Consider the following 16,740-nt stretch of genomic DNA (forward strand, 5'->3'; position numbering starts at 1 on the left):
CGCCGGCGCCCGGAGCCCCGGGCGCCTTTCCGACGGATCCGACGACCGGGTCCGACGATCGCAGGGGAGTTCATTGTGCGCGACCACGCGCAGCGTCATGAGCGCGGCGAAGCCGTCGACCTCGACACCGACTTCTTCCGCCGCTGGCTGGCCCTCTGCGCGGCTTCGGTCGAGCGCGAGTCGGCGCGGCTGACGGAGCTGGACTCGGCGATCGGCGACGCGGACCACGGCAGCAATCTCCGGCGCGGGTTCACCGCCGTGACGGAGGCGCTGGCGCGGGACGACCCCGCCACCCCGGGGGCGGTGCTGACCCTCGCCGGAAGACGGCTGATCTCGACGGTCGGCGGCGCGTCGGGACCGTTGTACGGGACCCTGCTGCGCGGCGCGGGCAAGGCCCTCGGGGACGCGCCGGAGGTGACACCGGAGGAACTGGCCCTCGCGCTGCGCGAGGGGGTGACGGCGGTGGCGCGGCTGGGTGGGGCGCGGCCCGGGGACAAGACCATGCTGGACGCGCTGGAACCGGCCGTCACCGCCCTCGGCGAGGCTCCCGGGGACTTCGCCGCCGCCGCGGCGGCCGCCGGGCTGGGTGCGCTGGCCACGGTGCCGATGCGGGCCCGCAAGGGCAGGGCGAGCTACCTGGGCGAGCGGAGCATGGGCCATCAGGACCCGGGGGCGACGTCGTCCGCGCTGCTCGTCGCCGCGCTCGCGGAGGCCGGCGGGGCAGGTCCGGGGCAGGAGCGAGGGGTGGGCGGATGAGCGGGAACGCGCCGGTCGGGATCGTGCTGGTCTCGCACAGCGGCGAGGTGGCACGGTCCGTCGTGGAGATGGCCCGGGGGCTCGCGGGCGGGGGCGACCTGGCGCCCGTCGCGGCGGCGGGCGGCACCGAGGACGGCGGTCTCGGCACCAGCGCCGAGCTGGTGCTGCGGGCGGCCGCCGAGGTGGACCGGGGCGCCGGTGTCGCCGTACTGGTCGACCTCGGCAGCGCGGTGCTCACGGTGAAGGCCCTGCTCGCCGAGGGGGACGGGCTGCCGCCCGACACCCGGCTGGTGGACGCGCCCCTGGTGGAGGGGGCGGTGGCGGCCCTCGTCGCGGCGTCGGCGGGCGCCGGGATGGACGCGGTGGAGCGGGCCGCGGAGGAGGCGTACGAGTACCGGAAGAACTGACCGGGGGGAGCGGGTGCGGGCCGCCGCACGCGGTCCGCACCGGCCGGGGCCGCCGTTCGGACCCCTTGAAGTGGCGGCGGCCCCCGGGCGCTCCTAGCGTCGATCACGCTGTGGCGCTTTTCCCTACCTTTTCGGGAGCTACGACCATGCGTGCCGCCATATGTGTCGCGTCCCTCACCGGGGCAGCCGTGTTCACCCTGGGCGCCCCCGCCGCCCTCGCCGCCGGGGACGGCCGGGCCGGGGGTGCCGCACGGCCGCCCCGGCCGCCGGCGGCGCCCGTGACCTCGTTCGACTTCACCGTCTCGCCGCGATCGGTCGCGCCCGGCGACGCCGTGACCCTGTCCGCCGCCGGATGCGCGTCCACCGTGACCGCCGCGTCGCCCGCGTTCGCGACCGTCACGCTCGACGCCGGTCTGCCCGCGTCGGCGACGGTCTTCGGGAGCGCCGGGCCCGGCAGGGAGTACGAGGTCGTCTTCGACTGCGCCGGCGAGAAGGGCACCGCGCTGCTGGCCGTGGGCGGAGCGGCCGGAAGCGGCGGGGACGGACCCGGCAGCGGGGTACGGGCGCGTACGCCGGTGGAGCAGCCCGCCGAGCCGCCCGCCGGGCAACGCGCCGAGCAGGAGGTGCCGGGCGCCACCGCTCCGGGAGTCACCGTTCCGGGAATCACGGCGCCCGCCGAGGATCCCACCGGCGGCCTCGCCCCCCTCGAAGGAATCGAAGGACTCGAAGAGATCGAAGGGATGGAAGGGGTGCAAGGGGTCGAGGACATCGACGCGCCGGCGGGCCTGGGCGGGCTCGACGAGGCCGGTGGGCCCGGTGAGCCGGGCGGCTCCCAGGGGCGTACCGAGCCCGGTTCCGAGCCCGGTGCGGGCACCGGCTCCGGCGCGTACGGGACCCATGAGCCGGGCGGCCCCGCCAAGCCCGGTGGCGGGGTACGGGCCGGTGACGGCGGAAGCCTGGCCGGCCCCGGCCCGGTGCGGACGGCGGCGGGCTCCGTCCTGCTCGCCGGCGCGGTCTGCGGCGGTGCCCTGCTGCTCCGCCGCCGGGCCCGCAGCGGCCGCTGACGCCGATGGAGCACCCGCTCGCACGGCGCGGCGCCGGGTTCTGTCTGCTGTCCGTGGCGCTGCTGGGCGTGTTCCTGCTGCGGCCGGGGCCCGGTGGTCCGCCCGCGCCGCAGCCGCGGGCCGCCGGGCCGGGCGCGGCGGCGGCCGAGGCGGTCCGGGCCCCGGTGGCCGGGCCGCTCCCCCGCTCGGCGCCCCGGCGGCTGACCGTTCCGGCGCTCGGTCTCGACACGGCGCTCACCCCCGTCGGCCTGGGCGCCGACGGCCTGATCACACCCCCGCCACCGGCCGCCGCCGGTCCGGCCGGCTGGTACACGGGGGCCGCCGCCCCCGGTGAGCGCGGCACCGCCGTCGTCGTGGGCCATGTCGACGGCCCGGCGGGGCCCGCCGTCTTCTATCCGCTCGGCGCCCTGGAGCGGAACAGCCGGATCGAGGTCGCCCGCGCGGACGGCAGCACGGCGGTCTTCTCGGTGTACGACGTCGCGGTGCACCCGAGGCGGGGCTTCCCGGCCGAGCGGGTCTACCGGGACGGCCCCGGGCCCGAGCTGCGGCTGATCACCTGCGGCGGCCGGTACGCCCCCGGGGCCGGCTACGACAGCAATGTCGTGGTCTCGGCCCGGCTGGTGGCGACGGAGCGGTAGCCGGCGGGTACGGAGCGGCAGACCGCCCTCCGGAGCAGGCCCGCGGCCGCGCACCGGAGCAGGCCCGCAGCCGGTGCGCCGGAGCGGGCCCGTGGCCGGTCGCCGGCGCCGGGCGGCGCTGTCAGTGGCGGCTGGCAGACTGTGCGTCATGTCCGCACCCCGCCGTCTGTGCCCGGTCTGCCGCCGTGAGATCGCCGTTGTCGCGGGCCGGTTCGCCCGCCACGACCCCGCCGGCCGGCGCGTCCCGGCCGAGCTGGTTTCCTGCCCCGGTTCGCGGCGGCAGGCGCCGTACGACCCCGCGCTCCGGCCGGCGCTGGACGGACTGGCGGTGCCCGCCTTCCCGGGGCAGCTGCCCCTGTTCTGACCCCCGGTGCCCGCCGGCCCGGTCCGCGCGGGGCCGCCCGGTCCCCTGCCGCGTCCCCGTCACCGGCCGGATGCGCGACAGATCCCCTGATCAACCGGTAGATTGGTCTACACCATTGCGCTGACCGAGACGCACACAGAGACAGGGATCCTCGTGGAAGTTGTCATCGTTCCGGACGCCGCCGCCGGCGGCGAGCTGATCGCCGAGGCCATGGCCGCCCTGCTGCGCCGCAAGCCCGATGCCCTGCTGGGAGTGGCCACGGGGTCCACCCCGCTGCCGATCTACGAAGCCCTCGCCACGAAGGTCCGCTCCGCGGCCGTGGACGCCTCCCGGGCCCGGATATGCCAGCTGGACGAGTACGTGGGGCTGCCGTACGGCCATCCCGAGTCGTACCGCTCGGTGGTGCTGCGCGAGGTCGTCGAGCCGCTGGGGCTCTCCGAGTCCTCCTTCATGGGCCCCGACGGCACCACGGACGACGTGGCCGCCGCCTGTGTCGCGTACGACCGCGCGCTCGCCGAGGCGGGCGGGGTCGACCTCCAGCTCCTCGGGATCGGCACGGACGGGCACATCGGCTTCAACGAGCCGTGCTCCTCGCTCGCCTCCCGGACCCGGATCAAGACGCTGACCGAGCAGACCCGCCAGGACAACGCCCGGTTCTTCGACAGCCCGGACGAGGTCCCCCACCACGTGATCACCCAGGGGATCGGCACCATCCTGGAGGCCCGCCACCTGGTGCTGCTGGCCACCGGCGCCTCGAAGGCCGAGGCCGTGGCGCTCGCCGTCGAGGGTCCGCTCTCCGCGCTGGTGCCCGCGTCCGCGCTCCAGCTCCACCCGCACGCCACCGTCGTCGTCGACGAGGCGGCCGCCTCCCGGCTGAAGCTCGCCGACTACTTCCGCGCGACCTACGCGGCCAAGCCCACCTGGCAGGGCATCTGAGCGACGGCCGGCGGCCGGATCCCCCGCGCCCACGGGGGATCCGGCCGCCGGACGGCTCAGCCCGGGCCAAACTCTTCAGCCCGCGCCCTCCGCGCCGTACCAGAGCGTGGTCACGTTGCAGAACTCGCGGATGCCCTGCCCCGCCAGCTCCCTGCCGTAGCCGGAGCGCTTGACCCCGCCGAACGGGTACGCGGGGTGCGAGGCGGTCATCCCGTTGAAGAAGACACCGCCCGCCTCGATGTCCCGGGCGAACCGCTCCGTCTCGGCCTCCTCCCGGGTCCAGACGTTGGAGCTGAGCCCGAACGGCGTGTCGTTGGCCAGGGCGATCGCCTCTCCCACGCCGTGCACCCGGTAGACGGTGGCGACGGGGCCGAAGGTCTCCTCCCGGTGGATCCGCATCCCGGGGTCGACGCCGGCGAGGACGGTGGGCTCGTAGAACCAGCCCCGGTCCAGGGCCGGGGGACGGCGGCCGCCCGTGAGCACCCGCGCGCCCCGCTCGGCTGCGTCGTCCACCAGCGCCGCGAGATCGGCCCGGCCCTGCTCCAGGGCGAGCGGCCCGACCTGCGTGGACTCCGCCATCGGATCGCCCACCGCCAGCTCCCGCATGCCCTCGGTGAAGCGGTCGCAGAACTCGTCGTGGACGTCGGTGTGGACGAGGAACCGCTTGGCGGCGATGCAGGACTGGCCGTTGTTCTGGGCGCGCGCGACGACGGCGGTGGCGGCGGCCCGTGCCACGTCGGCGGAGGGCATCACGATGTAGGGGTCGCTGCCGCCCAGCTCCAGCACGGTCTTCTTGACCTCGTCGCCCGCGACGGCGGCGACGGCGCGCCCGGCGGGCTCGCTCCCGGTGAGGGTCGCGGCCGCGACGCGGGTGTCCCGCAGGATCCCCTCGACCGCCCCGGAGCCCACCAGCAGGCTCTGGAAGCAGCCCTCGGGCCAGCCCGCGCGCCGGAACAGGTCCTCCAGGTAGAGGGAGGTCTGCGGCACGTTGGACGCGTGCTTGAGCAGGCCGGTGTTGCCCGCCATCAGGGCGGGCGCGGCGAACCGGATCACCTGCCAGAGCGGGAAGTTCCAGGGCATGACGGCGAGGACGACCCCGAGCGGCCGGTGGCGCACGACGACCCGGTCCGCCCCCGAGTCGGCGGTGTCGGCGTCCGACGGGTGCTGGTCGGCCAGCAGGTCCCCGGCGTGGGCCGCGTACCAGCGCATCGCCTTGGCGCACTTGGCGGCCTCCGCGCGGGCGGCGGCGACGGGCTTGCCCATCTCCAGGGTCATGGTGCGGGCGATCCGGTCGCGGTCGTGGTCCAGCAGCTCGGCGGTGCGCTCCATGAGCCGGGAGCGCGTGGCGTGGTCGGTCGTGCGGTGTTCCTCGAACGCGTCCCGGGCGCGGGCGATCCGCCGCTCGATGTCGGCGGCCTCCATCGGCTCGAAGCTCCTGAGGGTCTCACCGGTGGCCGGGTTCACCGAGGCGATGGGCATCGCGGGGTCCTCGTCTCACATGGGTCTCACGGTCGGCGGGCGTCGGGCGGTCAGCGGCCGGTCGGCGGCGAGTCGTCGGCGGGCATCGGGCGGTCAGCGGGCGCGGGCAGCCCGCGTACGGAGGCCGCGCCGGCGCTCAGGCCGCCGCCGTGCCGCTCTCCAGCCGGAGCTGTACGTCCTTCTCCTGGTCGCCCGCCGCCATGCCCTCGTCGTGGACGACGAACGCGGCGGCCAGGGTCTCCCGTACCCGGTCCACCGCCCAGTAGCCGCCCTGGATCTCCGCCTCGACGGGCGCGGTGAGCCGTACCGGCCCGGCGGGCGGAGCGGCGGCGGTGATGTCGAACGTCGCGGTCCACACCGTCGTACGCCCCTCGGTCACCTGGGCGGGGGCGTCGTCGTCGGCACGGTCCGAGTGGTAGGTCCGGCTCAGGACGTGGAAGACGGTGTCGGCGTCCTCCTCGGCGCAGCCGGCGATGGTCACCACGACCGGTGGGGCGGGCTGCTCACTGGGGTTCACCGTGTGTTCCTCGCTCTCCGTGCTCTCCGTGCTGTCCTGATGCTGTGTCCGTACGGTCCACGGGGCCTGCCGGCCGTGCGCCGGGTGCGGCGGGTCCCGGGCCGCGTCCTCACAGACTCACCCGGGGCCGGTCCTGGTGCACGCGGCGGCGGTCCGTACGGCGCAACCACCGCTCCCCCGGGGGCCGGGCGTGCGAGGCCCCCGGGGCCGTGCTCCGCGCGCCGTCCCGCCACCACCGGCGCTCCGGTCCCATGAACGGTTCGTCGGTTTATCGTGCTGGCCATCGGCGGCGCACCGCGCACCCCTCCGCCGCATGTGTTCCCCCGCGCCCGCCCCAGCACACGTTCCCCACCGCATCCACCGCACCCGTCACGGAGGCCGTCGTATGCCGCAGAGGACAGCGGAGCACCGGACCGGGGAGGCGGGCGGCCGTGGCGTGGTGGCGGTCCTCGCGGGCGCGGCGATCTCCGTCGCCGTGATGCAGACCCTGGTCGTCCCCGTGATCGCCGATCTCCCGGTGCTGCTGGACACCTCGGCGGCCACCGCCGGCTGGGTGGTGACCTCGACCCTGCTCGCGGCGGCGGTGGCCACGCCCGTGATGGGCCGTCTGGGCGATCTCCACGGCAAACGGCGGATGCTCGTCGTCAGTCTCGCCGTCATGGTGACCGGTTCGCTGATCAGCGCCGGCACGGACGATCCGGTGGTGATGATCGTCGGGCGGACGCTCCAGGGCTTCGGAATGGGCGTGATCCCGCTCGGCATCGGCATCATGCGGGACGTGCTGCCGGGGCGGCGGCTGGCCTCGGGGCTCGCGGTGATGAGTTCGTCGATCGGGGTGGGCGGCGGCCTCGCGCTGCCGGCGGCGGCGCTGGTCGCCCAGCACACCGACTGGCACGCCCTGTTCCTCGGCTCGGCGCTCCTCGGCACCGTCTCCGCCGCCGCCGTCCTGGCCGTCGTGCCCGGCGGTCCCGGCCTCGCGCGCGGCGGCTTCGACCTGCCCGGGGCGGTGGGCCTGACCGCCGGGATGGTGGCCCTGCTGCTGCCCGTCACCAAGGGCGACGCATGGGGGTGGACGGCCCCGGTCACGCTCGCGCTCTTCGGGGCCGCCGCGCTGCTGCTGACGGTGTGGGGGTGGTGGGAGCTGCGCTGCCCCTCGCCCCTGGTGGACCTCCGCACCAGCGCCCGGCGGGAGGTGCTGCTGACCAATCTGGCCTCGCTGCTGCTCGGGATGGCCTTCTACACGATCAGCCTGGTCCTGCCCGCGCTGCTCCAGCTGCCCACCGGCACCGGGTACGGCCTGGGGCAGTCGATGGTGACGGCGGGGCTCGCCCTCGCCCCGCTGGGGCTGACGATGCTGCTGGTGTCGCCGCTGTACGCGCGGCTGTCCGAGCGGTACGGGCCCCGGGCGGCGCTGCTGACGGGGATGGCGGTCCTGGTGGCGGGCCACGGCGCCGGCATCGTCATGATGGCGGCCGTCTGGCAGACGGTGGTGATCGCGGTGGTCCTCGGGGTGGGCATCGGACTCGCGTACTCCGCACTGCCGGCCCTCATCAACGCCGCCGTGGACCCCTCGCGGACGGGGGCGGCCAACGGGCTGAACGCGCTGATGCGTTCGGTCGGCACCGCCGTCTCCAGCGCCGTCGTCGGCATGGTGCTGGCCCGGACCGCCCGGACCTGGGACGGGGTGGCGGTGCCCGGTCCCGAGGGGTTCCGGATCTCGTTCGCGCTGGCCACGGGCGCGGTGGCCGTCGGGATGGTGCTGGCGTTCCTGCTGCCGGCGCGCCGGGGCGCCCGGGCGGTCACGGCCCCGGGGACCGGCCCGGAGCCGGGCGGCCCGGCGGCCGGGAGCGCCCGGGGGGCCGCCCCCGCCCCGCACAGCGGCTGACCGCCTGTCCCCGGGCCCCGGACGCGCGGTTCGGAGCCTGCGGCACCCGGACGCGCGGTTTCAGAACCTGCGGTGCTCCAGGACCGGGATCATCCGGCGGTGCCCGCGGCACCCGGACGCGCGGTTCGGAGCCTGCGACACCCGCACGCGCGGTTTCAGAGCCTGCGGTTGTCCAGCACCGGGATCATCCGGCGGACGGCGGCCACCTCCGCCGCGTCCACCTCCGTGACCAGCAGCCCCGGGCCGGCGTCCAGCCGGGCGCGCACGGTCCCGTCGGGTCCGGCGACCGCGCTGTGCCCGATCCCGAGCGGGGTCCGCTCCGGCACCGGCAGTCCGGAGGCCGCCGGGTCGGCCTGGTCCACGGCCGCGACCCAGAGGGTGGCGTCCAGTGCGCGGGCCCGTACCAGCAGCTCCCACTGCTCGCGCTTGCCGGGTCCCGCGCCCCAGGACGCGGGCACCACGGTGAGCTGGGCCCCGGCGTCCGCGTGGGCCCGGAACAGCTCGGGAAAGCGGACGTCGTAGCAGGTGGCCAGGCCGATACGGAGCCCGTCCACCTCGATGGTGACCACCTGGGACCCGGGGGCGACGGTGGCGGACTCGGCGAATCCGAACGCGTCGTACAGATGGATCTTGTCGTACGCGGTCTCCACCCCGGGGCCGGTGGCGAGCAGCGTATTGGTGACCCTGCCGTCGGCGGCCGGGGTGAACATCCCCGCGACCACCACCACCCGGGCCTCGGCCGCGATCCGGCGCACCTCCTGGGCCCACGGCCCGTCCAGCGGCTCGGCCAGCGGGGCCAGCGGGGTGCCGAAGGCGGCCATCGTCGCCTCGGGGAACGCGACGAGCCGCGCACCGGCGTCGGCGGCCCGCCGGGTCTGTTCACGGACGGTGGCCAGATTCCGTACGGGGTCGGGGACGGTGGTGATCTGACTCAGGGCGATGCGCATGGCGGTCCTCTCCGGTCCTCGGGACGGGTCGGCCGTACCCGGGCGTCTCCATGGTCGCGCGCCGGGCCGCCGGGGGCGCCCACCGCCCCCGCCGTACCGCGAGCGCCACGCGTCACCCCCGTACAACACCGCGCGTCGCACCCGTACAGCAGCGTGCCGCGTACCGGTACGACGGCGGGCCCGCACCGGTAGAACGCCGCGTCTCCCACCCGGGGAACCCGTGCGTCACACCGGTACCCGGAGCCCTGCGCGGGCGAACGACGGACGGAAACCACCAGGTAGACGATGCGTCAGTGTCGATCAAGGGGCCCCATGGGTCGGCTAGCTCACAGCCGGGTCCCCTCCCGGCGCTTTACCTGGATGTCCTAGCATCCCGGGCATGACGGTCCTCCCCGATGGCGGGTTCGCCCTGGCGGCCGAGTTCCCCGAGACCTCCCCCGAAGCCTGGCGGCAGCTGGTCGCCGGCGTGCTGCGCCGCTCGGGCCGGGAGGTGGGCGCCGACGACGCCGAAGCCGCCCTGGCCACGGCGTTGGAGGACGGGATCACGGCCCTCCCCCTCTACACGGCCGCGAACGGCGGTGATGCCGTCACCGGCTATCCGGGCTTCGCCCCCTTCACCCGGGGCGGCCGGCCCGAGGGCGGTGCCGTCCAGGGCTGGGACGTCCGCCAGCGCCATGACCGGCCCGATCCGGCGCGCGCCAACGAGGCCGTGCTCACCGATCTGGAGAACGGGGTCACCTCGCTCTGGCTGACGGCCGGCGCGGCGGGCCTGCCGGTGTCCGCGCTCGCCCGCGCCGTCGACGGGGTCCTCCTCGACCTCGCGCCCGTCGTCCTCGACGCCGGGGCCGAGTTCGAGGAGGCCGGGCGCGCGTGGCTGCGGATCCTGGACGAGCGGGAGGTCACCGGCGCGCGCGGCAATCTGGGCGCGGACCCGCTCGGCCACGCGGCACGGTCCGGCGCGTACGACACCGTGGAGGGCGCGGTCCGGGCCGCCGTGGACCTGGCCCGGCTCTGCGACCGCGACCGCCCGGGGCTGCGCGCCCTGACCGTCGACGCGCTCCCCTACCACGAGGCGGGCGCCACCCCGGCGCAGGAGCTGGGGTGTTCGCTGGCGACGGGGGTGGCGCTGCTGCGCGCGCTGACGGACGCCGGGCTCCCCGTGCCGGCGGCCCTCGGCCAGCTGGAGTTCCGTTACGCGGCCACCGCCGACCAGTTCCTGACCATCGCCAAGCTGCGGGCCGCCCGGCGGGTGTGGGCCCGGGTCGCCGAGGCCTGCGGGGCGCCCGCCGCCGGTGCCCAGCTCCAGCACGCGGTCACCTCGCCGGTGATGATGGCCCGGCGCGACCCGTGGGTGAACATGCTGCGGACCACGGTCGCCTCGCTCGCGGCCGGGGTCGGCGGCGCGGACGCCGTCACCGTCCTCCCCTTCGACCACGCGGCCGGGCTGCCGGACGACTTCGCCCGCCGGATCGCCCGCAACACCTCCACGGTCCTCATCGAGGAGGCGCACGTGGGCCGGGTCGTGGACCCGGCGGGGGGCTCCTGGTACGTGGAGCGGCTGACCGAGGAGTTGGCACAGGCCGCGTGGGCGTGGTTCCAGGAGATCGAGAGGGCGGGCGGCCAACTGGCGGCGCTCCGCCGCGGTCTGGTGGCCGAGCGGGTCGGCGCGGCCTGGGAGCGGCGGGCGGGGAAGCTGGCCCGGCGTCGTGAACCGGTCACCGGGGTGAGCGAGTTCCCGCTGCTCACGGAGGCGGTGCTGGAGCGCGACCCGGCGCCGGAGCCGGTGTCGGGCGGGCTGCCGCGGGTCCGCAGGGACGCGGCGTTCGAGGCGCTGCGGGCCCGTTCGGACGCGCATCTGGCGGCGACGGGGGCCCGTCCCCGGGTCTTCCTGGCGGCGCTGGGCCCGGCGTCGGAGCACACCGCGCGGGTCGCGTTCGCGGCCAACCTCTTCCAGGCCGGCGGGATCGAGCCGGTGCACGAGCCGGTGTCGGTGGACGCGGACTCGGTGGCGGAGGCGTTCGCGGCGAGCGGCGCCGAGCTGGCCTGTGTGTGCTCCAGCGACGCGCTCTACGCCGACCTCGCCGCCCCGGTCGCGGCGGCCCTGAAGGGGGCGGGCGCGCGCCGGGTGCATCTGGCGGGCCGCCCGCCGAAGAAGCCCTGGGCGGCGGTCGACGCTTACGTGTTCGCGGGCGGGGACGCGGTCGGCGTCCTCACGTCGGCGCTGGATCTGATCGGAGTGACGCGATGAGCAGCGTTCCGGACTTCACCGGGATCGCCCTCGGCGACGGGACCGGGGACCGAGCGGGCTCCGGCTCCGGCTCCGGCTCCGGCTCCGGGGAGCAGTGGCGTACGGCGGTGAAGGAGGCCACCGGGCACGACCCGGACGCCCTGGTGTGGGAGACCCCCGAGGGCATCGGCGTGAAGCCGCTGTACACCGCGCGGGACCTGGCCGGCCTGGACTTCCTGGAGACCGTGCCGGGCGCGGCGCCGTTCCTGCGCGGCCCGTATCCGACGATGTACGCCACCCAGCCGTGGACGGTCCGCCAGTACGCCGGTTTCTCCACCGCCGAGGAGTCGAACGCGTTCTACCGGCGGAATCTGGCCGCCGGCCAGAAAGGGCTCTCGGTCGCCTTCGACCTGCCGACCCACCGGGGGTACGACAGCGACCACCCCCGGGTGACGGGCGATGTCGGCATGGCCGGGGTGGCGATCGACTCGATCCTCGACATGCGGCAGCTGTTCGACGGGATCCCGCTGGACCGGATGACGGTGTCGATGACGATGAACGGCGCGGTGCTGCCCGTGCTGGCGCTGTACATCGTGGCCGCCGAGGAGCAGGGCGTACCGCCCGAGAAGCTGGCCGGGACCATTCAGAACGACATCCTCAAGGAGTTCATGGTCCGCAACACCTACATCTATCCGCCGACGCCTTCGATGCGGATCATCTCGGACATCTTCGCCTTCACCTCGCGGCGGATGCCCCGGTACAACTCGATCTCGATCTCCGGCTACCACATCCAGGAGGCCGGGGCGACGGCCGATCTTGAGCTGGCGTACACCCTCGCGGACGGTCTGGAGTATCTGCGCGCGGGGCTGGGCGCCGGGCTCGACGTGGACGCGTTCGCGCCCCGGCTGTCGTTCTTCTGGGCGATCGGGATGAACTTCTTCATGGAGGTCGCCAAGTTGCGGGCGGCCCGGCTGCTGTGGGCGAAGCTGGTGAAGCGCTTCGAGCCGGAGAATCCCAAGTCGCTGTCGCTGCGGACGCACTGCCAGACCTCGGGGTGGTCGCTGACCGCGCAGGACGTCTTCAACAACGTCACCCGCACCTGTGTGGAGGCGATGGCCGCGACGCAGGGGCACACCCAGTCCCTGCACACCAACGCCCTGGACGAGGCGCTGGCGCTGCCGACGGACTTCTCCGCGCGGATCGCCCGCAACACGCAGCTGCTGCTCCAGCAGGAGTCGGGGACGTGCCGGGTGATCGACCCGTGGGGCGGCAGCGCGTACGTGGAGCGGCTCACACACGATCTGGCGCGGCGGGCCTGGCAGCACATCGAGGAGGTGGAGGCGGCCGGCGGGATGGCGAAGGCGATCGACGCGGGCATTCCGAAGCTGCGGGTCGAGGAGGCGGCGGCGCGCACCCAGGCGCGGATCGACTCCGGCCGGCAGCCGGTCGTCGGGGTGAACAAGTACCGGGTCGCGACGGACGAGCGGATCGACGTGCTCAAGGTCGACAACTCCTCGGTGCGCGAGCGGCAGGTCGTCAAGTTGCGGCGGCTGCGGGCGGAGCGCGACGAGGCCGCGTGCCGGGCGGCGCTGCGGGCGCTGACGGAGGCCGCGGGCCGGGACCCTGGTCCCGGCCTGGAGGGGAATCTGCTGGCGCTGGCGGTCGACGCGGCCCGGGCGAAGGCCACGGTCGGGGAGATCTCGGACGCGCTGGAGCAGGTGTACGGACGGCACGCGGGCCAGATCCGTACCATCTCCGGTGTGTACCGGAACGAGGCGGGCGAGTCACCCGCGGTGGCGCGGACCCGGCTGCTGGTGTCGGGGTTCGAGGAGGCGGAGGGCCGCCGTCCGCGCATCCTGGTGGCCAAGATGGGGCAGGACGGCCACGACCGGGGCCAGAAGGTGATCGCCACCGCCTTCGCCGATCTGGGCTTCGACGTCGACGTCGGCCCGCTGTTCCAGACGCCGGGCGAGGTGGCCCGGCAGGCGGTGGAGGCCGATGTGCACGTGGTGGGGGTGTCCTCGCTGGCGGCGGGGCATCTGACGCTCGTCCCGGCGCTGCGCGCGGAGCTGGCGGCCGAGGGCCGCGAGGACATCATGATCGTGGTGGGCGGGGTGATCCCGCCGCAGGACGTCCCGGCGCTCAAGGAGGCGGGCGCCGCCGCCGTCTTCCCGCCGGGCACGGTGATCCCGGACGCCGCCTACGACCTGGTGCGGACGCTCGCCGCCGACCTCGGCCACGAGCTGTAGCCGATGCCGCGCGCGATCGATGTCGAGGAGTACGCCCAGGGGGTGCGGGAGGGCTCGCGGGCCCGGATCGCCCGGGCGATCACCCTGGTGGAGTCGGCGCGTCCGGATCATCGGGCGCTGGCGCAGCGGCTGCTGACGCGGCTGCTGCCCGACGCGGGCCGAGCGGTGCGGGTGGGGATCAGCGGGGTGCCCGGGGTGGGCAAGTCCACCTTCATCGACGCGCTGGGGACGCTGCTGACGGCGCGCGGCCACCGGGTGGCGGTGCTGGCGGTGGACCCGTCGTCCAGCCGTACCGGGGGCTCGATCCTGGGCGACAAGACCCGGATGGAGCGACTGGCGACCGATCCGGCGGCCTTTGTCCGGCCCTCCCCCACCTCGGGGACGCTGGGCGGGGTGGCGCGCGCGACCCGGGAGTCCATCGTGGTGATGGAGGCCGCCGGATACGACGTGGTCCTGGTGGAGACGGTCGGGGTCGGCCAGTCGGAGACGGCGGTGGCCAACATGGTCGACACGTTCCTGCTGCTGACGCTGGCCCGGACCGGGGACCAGCTCCAGGGGATCAAGAAGGGTGTCCTGGAGCTGGCCGACGTCGTCGCCGTGAACAAGGCGGACGGCCCGCACGAGCGGGACGCCCGCGCGGCGGCCCGGGAGCTGGCGGGCGCGCTGCGGCTGATGCACGCGGCGGACGCGGCGTGGACGCCGCCGGTGCTGTCGTGCAGCGCCCGGGAGGGCGGCGGCCTGACGGAGGTGTGGGAGCGGGTGGAGGGCCACCGGGGGCTGCTGGAGTCCACGGGGCGGCTGGCCGCCAAGCGCCGGGAGCAGCAGATCGACTGGACGTGGTCGATGGTCCACGACGAGCTGCGGGACCGGCTGCGGTCCCACCCGCGGGTGCGGGCGCTCACCCCGGACCTGGAGCGGCGGGTGCGGGACGGCGAGCTGACGGCGACGCTGGCGGCGGAACGGATCCTGGCGGCCTTCCGGGACGGCGGTGACGGCGGTGATCGTAAGGGTGACGGTGACAGCGGGGGCGAGGGCGGGGGCGAGGGCGGGGGCGAGGGCGGGGGCGAGGGCGGGGGCGAGGGCCGGCCGCCGGGTGGCGGGGGCACGGCGGCTCCCTGACGGTGCGCCGGCCCGCCCGGGCCCGCGGCATAGGCTGTGATCATGCCTGAGACCAGCTTCTCCACCTGCCTGACCTGGCAGGTCATCGACAGCGGCGGCCATGAGACCGCCTGGATCGAGGCGGGCGACGACCGGCTGACGGCCCGGGGCCGGGCCGTCGGGATCACCCCGGAGCCGTACTGGATCTCGTACGAACTTCAGACCGGACCCGGCTGGGTGACCCGCGAGCTGCGGGTGCGTGCCGAGTCCGCCGCGGGCGTACGGGAGCTGCTGCTGGGGCACGACGGCTCGGGGCGGTGGAGCGTCGACGGGGTCGCCCGGCCGGAACTCGACGGGGCCCTCGACTGCGATCTGGGGCTGTGTCCGCTCACGAACTCGATGCCGGTGCTGCGGCACCGGCTGCACCGGGAGCCGGGCGAGCGGGAGTTCCTGATGGCGTGGGTGCGGGTGCCGGAGCTGACGGTGCACCGCTCGCCGCAGACCTACACCACCCGGTCGGTGGACGAGCCGGGCGGCGGGGCGCTGATCCGTTACACCTCCGGGGAGTTTCGCCGGGACATCACCGTGGACGGGGACGGGTTTGTGGTCGACTATCCCGGTCTGGCCCGCCGGATCGCGACGGTACGCGGCTGAGTTCCCGGGCGCCTGGATACGGCTGAGGTCCGGGGCGCCGGGGTACGGCTGGGGAGTACGCGGCCCCACGGGCCGGGGAGAGGCGGAGGAACGGGTGATCGACGGATGAGGCTCACCATCCTGGGCGGCGGCGGTTTCCGGCTGCCCCTCGTGTACGGGGCGCTGCTCGGCGACCACGAGAAGGGCCGGGTCACCGACGTCGTCCTGTACGACGTGGACGGGCGGCGCGCGGCGGCGATGGCCCGGGTCCTCGCCGACCAGGCCGCCGGGGTGCCCGACGCGCCCCGGGTCACGGTCGCCGGCACGCTCGACGAGTCGCTGCGCGGCGCCGACTTCGTCTTCTCCGCGATCCGGGTGGGCGGGGCGGCCGGCCGGGCCGCCGACGAACGGGTGGCCCTCGCGGAGGGGGTGCTCGGCCAGGAGACCGTCGGCGCGGGCGGCATCGCCTACGGGCTGCGGACGGTCCCGGTCGCCGAGGAGATCGCCCGCCGGGTCGCCGAGGTCGCGCCCGACGCCTGGGTCATCAACTTCACCAACCCGGCGGGCCTGGTCACCGAGGCGATGTCCCGGGTGCTGGGCGGGCGGGTGATCGGCATCTGCGACTCGCCGGTGGGGCTCGCGCGGCGGGTGTCCCGTGTCCTCGGGGTCGACCCGGAGGCGGCGTGGCCCGACTACGCGGGCCTCAACCACCTCGGCTGGCTGCGCGGGCTGCGGGTCGCGGGCCGGGACGAGCTGCCCCGGCTGCTCGCCGATCCCGCGCTGCTCGGCTCGTTCGAGGAGGGCCGGCTGTTCGGCCCGGAGTGGATCCGCTCGCTGGGCGCGGTCCCCAACGAGTATCTGCACTACTACTACTTCAACCGGGAGACCGTCGCCGCCTACCGGGCGGCGGAGCGCACCCGGGGGGCGTTCCTCCAGGAGCAGCAGGACACGTTCCACCGGGCGCTCGCGGACCCGGCCGCGCCCGCGCTCGCCACCTGGGACCGGGTCCGCGCGGAGCGCGAGGCCAGCTACATGGCGCACAACCGCGAGGCGGCGGGGGCGGGTGAGCGGGACGCCGCCGATCTGGAGTCCGGGGGCTACGAGCGGGTCGCCCTGGCGCTGATGCGGGCCATCGCCCACGACCGGCGCGCGACGCTCGTCCTCAATGTGCCGGGCCGGGGGGCACTGCCGGGACTGGACGCGGACGCGGTGGTCGAGGTGCCGTGCGTGGTGGACGCCAACGGCGCGCACCCCGTCGCCGTGTCCCCGCTGCCGGACCACGCCATGGGGCTGGTGTGCGCGGTGAAGGCGGTCGAGCGGGAGGTGCTGGCGGCGGCCGCGGGCGGGTCCCGGGCGCGGGCGGTGTCGGCGTTCGCGCTGCATCCCCTGGTGGACTCGGTGACGGTGGCGCGCCGGCTGGTGGACGCGTACACCGCCGTCCATCCGGGTCTGGCCTATCTCCGCTGACCGCAGCGTCTGCCCCTGCTGCTGTCCCCTGCGTCTCTCCCTCATGGAACCGCGGACGACACATGGAGGTGTC

Annotated in this window: 15 protein-coding genes; 12 read left to right on the forward strand and 3 right to left on the reverse strand. The window is 75.5% G+C overall.

The window, feature by feature from the left end; all coding sequences use genetic code 11:
- Positions 1–75 precede the first annotated feature (75 nt).
- From dhaL to SYYSPA8_RS22405, 6 genes are all read left to right on the forward strand, one after another.
- The gene (gene dhaL, locus SYYSPA8_RS22380; protein ID WP_323449044.1) at positions 76–756 is read left to right on the forward strand and encodes a dihydroxyacetone kinase subunit DhaL; all 681 of its coding nucleotides are present in this window, start codon (positions 76–78) and stop codon (positions 754–756) included.
- On the forward strand, positions 753–1,163 hold the full coding sequence (locus tag SYYSPA8_RS22385; protein WP_323449045.1) for a PTS-dependent dihydroxyacetone kinase phosphotransferase subunit DhaM: 411 nt from the start codon (positions 753–755) through the stop codon (positions 1,161–1,163). Before dhaL ends, SYYSPA8_RS22385 begins: the two co-directional genes overlap by 4 nt.
- A gap of 146 nt (positions 1,164–1,309) precedes the next feature.
- The gene (locus SYYSPA8_RS22390; protein ID WP_323449046.1) at positions 1,310–2,227 is read left to right on the forward strand and encodes a hypothetical protein; all 918 of its coding nucleotides are present in this window, start codon (positions 1,310–1,312) and stop codon (positions 2,225–2,227) included.
- 5 nt (positions 2,228–2,232) lie between these two features.
- Positions 2,233–2,865 (forward strand): class F sortase, encoded by a 633-nt coding sequence (locus SYYSPA8_RS22395; RefSeq protein WP_323449047.1) that lies wholly within the window; start codon positions 2,233–2,235, stop codon positions 2,863–2,865.
- A 148-nt stretch (positions 2,866–3,013) separates the two neighbouring features.
- Positions 3,014–3,229 carry a hypothetical protein gene (locus SYYSPA8_RS22400; RefSeq protein ID WP_323449048.1) on the forward strand — a complete coding sequence of 72 codons (216 nt, stop codon included), beginning with the start codon at positions 3,014–3,016 and terminating at the stop codon, positions 3,227–3,229.
- 153 nt (positions 3,230–3,382) lie between these two features.
- Complete coding sequence (locus SYYSPA8_RS22405) at positions 3,383–4,165, forward strand: glucosamine-6-phosphate deaminase (RefSeq protein ID WP_323449049.1); 783 nt, start codon at positions 3,383–3,385, stop codon at positions 4,163–4,165.
- Positions 4,166–4,240: 75 nt separating this feature from the next.
- Here SYYSPA8_RS22405 and SYYSPA8_RS22410 read toward each other — a convergent pair whose 3' ends face one another.
- Positions 4,241–5,644: an NADP-dependent succinic semialdehyde dehydrogenase gene (locus SYYSPA8_RS22410; RefSeq protein WP_323449050.1), complete on the reverse strand. Its 1,404-nt coding sequence runs from the start codon at positions 5,642–5,644 to the stop codon at positions 4,241–4,243.
- A 136-nt stretch (positions 5,645–5,780) separates the two neighbouring features.
- Entirely contained in the window at positions 5,781–6,161 is a 381-nt protein-coding gene (locus tag SYYSPA8_RS22415; protein ID WP_323449051.1) for a hypothetical protein, read from the reverse strand.
- A 385-nt stretch (positions 6,162–6,546) separates the two neighbouring features.
- On the opposite strand from SYYSPA8_RS22415, the gene SYYSPA8_RS22420 reads away from it, so the two are divergent.
- Positions 6,547–8,046 carry an MFS transporter gene (locus SYYSPA8_RS22420; protein ID WP_323449052.1) on the forward strand — a complete coding sequence of 500 codons (1,500 nt, stop codon included), beginning with the start codon at positions 6,547–6,549 and terminating at the stop codon, positions 8,044–8,046.
- A gap of 155 nt (positions 8,047–8,201) precedes the next feature.
- Here SYYSPA8_RS22420 and SYYSPA8_RS22425 read toward each other — a convergent pair whose 3' ends face one another.
- Positions 8,202–8,993: a carbon-nitrogen hydrolase family protein gene (locus SYYSPA8_RS22425; protein WP_323449053.1), complete on the reverse strand. Its 792-nt coding sequence runs from the start codon at positions 8,991–8,993 to the stop codon at positions 8,202–8,204.
- Between the two features lie 379 nt (positions 8,994–9,372).
- Here SYYSPA8_RS22425 and SYYSPA8_RS22430 point away from each other — a divergent pair, with 379 nt between their 5' ends.
- The 5 genes from SYYSPA8_RS22430 (at position 9,373) to SYYSPA8_RS22450 (ending at position 16,667) form a co-directional block, all read left to right on the forward strand.
- On the forward strand, positions 9,373–11,241 hold the full coding sequence (locus SYYSPA8_RS22430) for a methylmalonyl-CoA mutase family protein (RefSeq protein WP_323449054.1): 1,869 nt from the start codon (positions 9,373–9,375) through the stop codon (positions 11,239–11,241).
- The gene (gene scpA / locus SYYSPA8_RS22435) at positions 11,238–13,469 is read left to right on the forward strand and encodes a methylmalonyl-CoA mutase (RefSeq protein ID WP_323449055.1); all 2,232 of its coding nucleotides are present in this window, start codon (positions 11,238–11,240) and stop codon (positions 13,467–13,469) included. Before SYYSPA8_RS22430 ends, scpA begins: the two co-directional genes overlap by 4 nt.
- 3 nt (positions 13,470–13,472) lie before the next feature.
- Positions 13,473–14,588, forward strand: a complete 1,116-nt coding sequence (gene meaB / locus SYYSPA8_RS22440; RefSeq protein ID WP_323449056.1) for a methylmalonyl Co-A mutase-associated GTPase MeaB — start codon at positions 13,473–13,475, stop codon at positions 14,586–14,588.
- A 42-nt stretch (positions 14,589–14,630) separates the two neighbouring features.
- Complete coding sequence (locus SYYSPA8_RS22445; RefSeq protein WP_323449057.1) at positions 14,631–15,221, forward strand: putative glycolipid-binding domain-containing protein; 591 nt, start codon at positions 14,631–14,633, stop codon at positions 15,219–15,221.
- Positions 15,222–15,326: 105 nt separating this feature from the next.
- The gene (locus tag SYYSPA8_RS22450; RefSeq protein ID WP_323449058.1) at positions 15,327–16,667 is read left to right on the forward strand and encodes a 6-phospho-beta-glucosidase; all 1,341 of its coding nucleotides are present in this window, start codon (positions 15,327–15,329) and stop codon (positions 16,665–16,667) included.
- The last annotated feature ends 73 nt before the right edge of the window (positions 16,668–16,740 follow it).

This window comes from Streptomyces yaizuensis (assembly GCF_034961445.1).
In the GTDB taxonomy this organism is placed as follows: Bacteria; Actinomycetota; Actinomycetes; order Streptomycetales; family Streptomycetaceae; genus Streptomyces; species Streptomyces yaizuensis.

Coding starts and splice junctions, on each gene's coding strand:
- SYYSPA8_RS22420 (WP_323449052.1), top strand. CDS start 6,547: ATGCCGCAGAGGACAGCGGAGCACCGGACCGGGGAGGCGGGCGGCCGT.
- meaB (WP_323449056.1), top strand. CDS start 13,473: ATGCCGCGCGCGATCGATGTCGAGGAGTACGCCCAGGGGGTGCGGGAG.
- SYYSPA8_RS22390 (WP_323449046.1), top strand. CDS start 1,310: ATGCGTGCCGCCATATGTGTCGCGTCCCTCACCGGGGCAGCCGTGTTC.
- SYYSPA8_RS22410 (WP_323449050.1), bottom strand. CDS start 5,644: ATGCCCATCGCCTCGGTGAACCCGGCCACCGGTGAGACCCTCAGGAGC.
- SYYSPA8_RS22445 (WP_323449057.1), top strand. CDS start 14,631: ATGCCTGAGACCAGCTTCTCCACCTGCCTGACCTGGCAGGTCATCGAC.
- SYYSPA8_RS22395 (WP_323449047.1), top strand. CDS start 2,233: ATGGAGCACCCGCTCGCACGGCGCGGCGCCGGGTTCTGTCTGCTGTCC.
- SYYSPA8_RS22450 (WP_323449058.1), top strand. CDS start 15,327: ATGAGGCTCACCATCCTGGGCGGCGGCGGTTTCCGGCTGCCCCTCGTG.
- scpA (WP_323449055.1), top strand. CDS start 11,238: ATGAGCAGCGTTCCGGACTTCACCGGGATCGCCCTCGGCGACGGGACC.
- SYYSPA8_RS22425 (WP_323449053.1), bottom strand. CDS start 8,993: ATGCGCATCGCCCTGAGTCAGATCACCACCGTCCCCGACCCCGTACGG.
- SYYSPA8_RS22400 (WP_323449048.1), top strand. CDS start 3,014: ATGTCCGCACCCCGCCGTCTGTGCCCGGTCTGCCGCCGTGAGATCGCC.
- SYYSPA8_RS22430 (WP_323449054.1), top strand. CDS start 9,373: ATGACGGTCCTCCCCGATGGCGGGTTCGCCCTGGCGGCCGAGTTCCCC.
- SYYSPA8_RS22385 (WP_323449045.1), top strand. CDS start 753: ATGAGCGGGAACGCGCCGGTCGGGATCGTGCTGGTCTCGCACAGCGGC.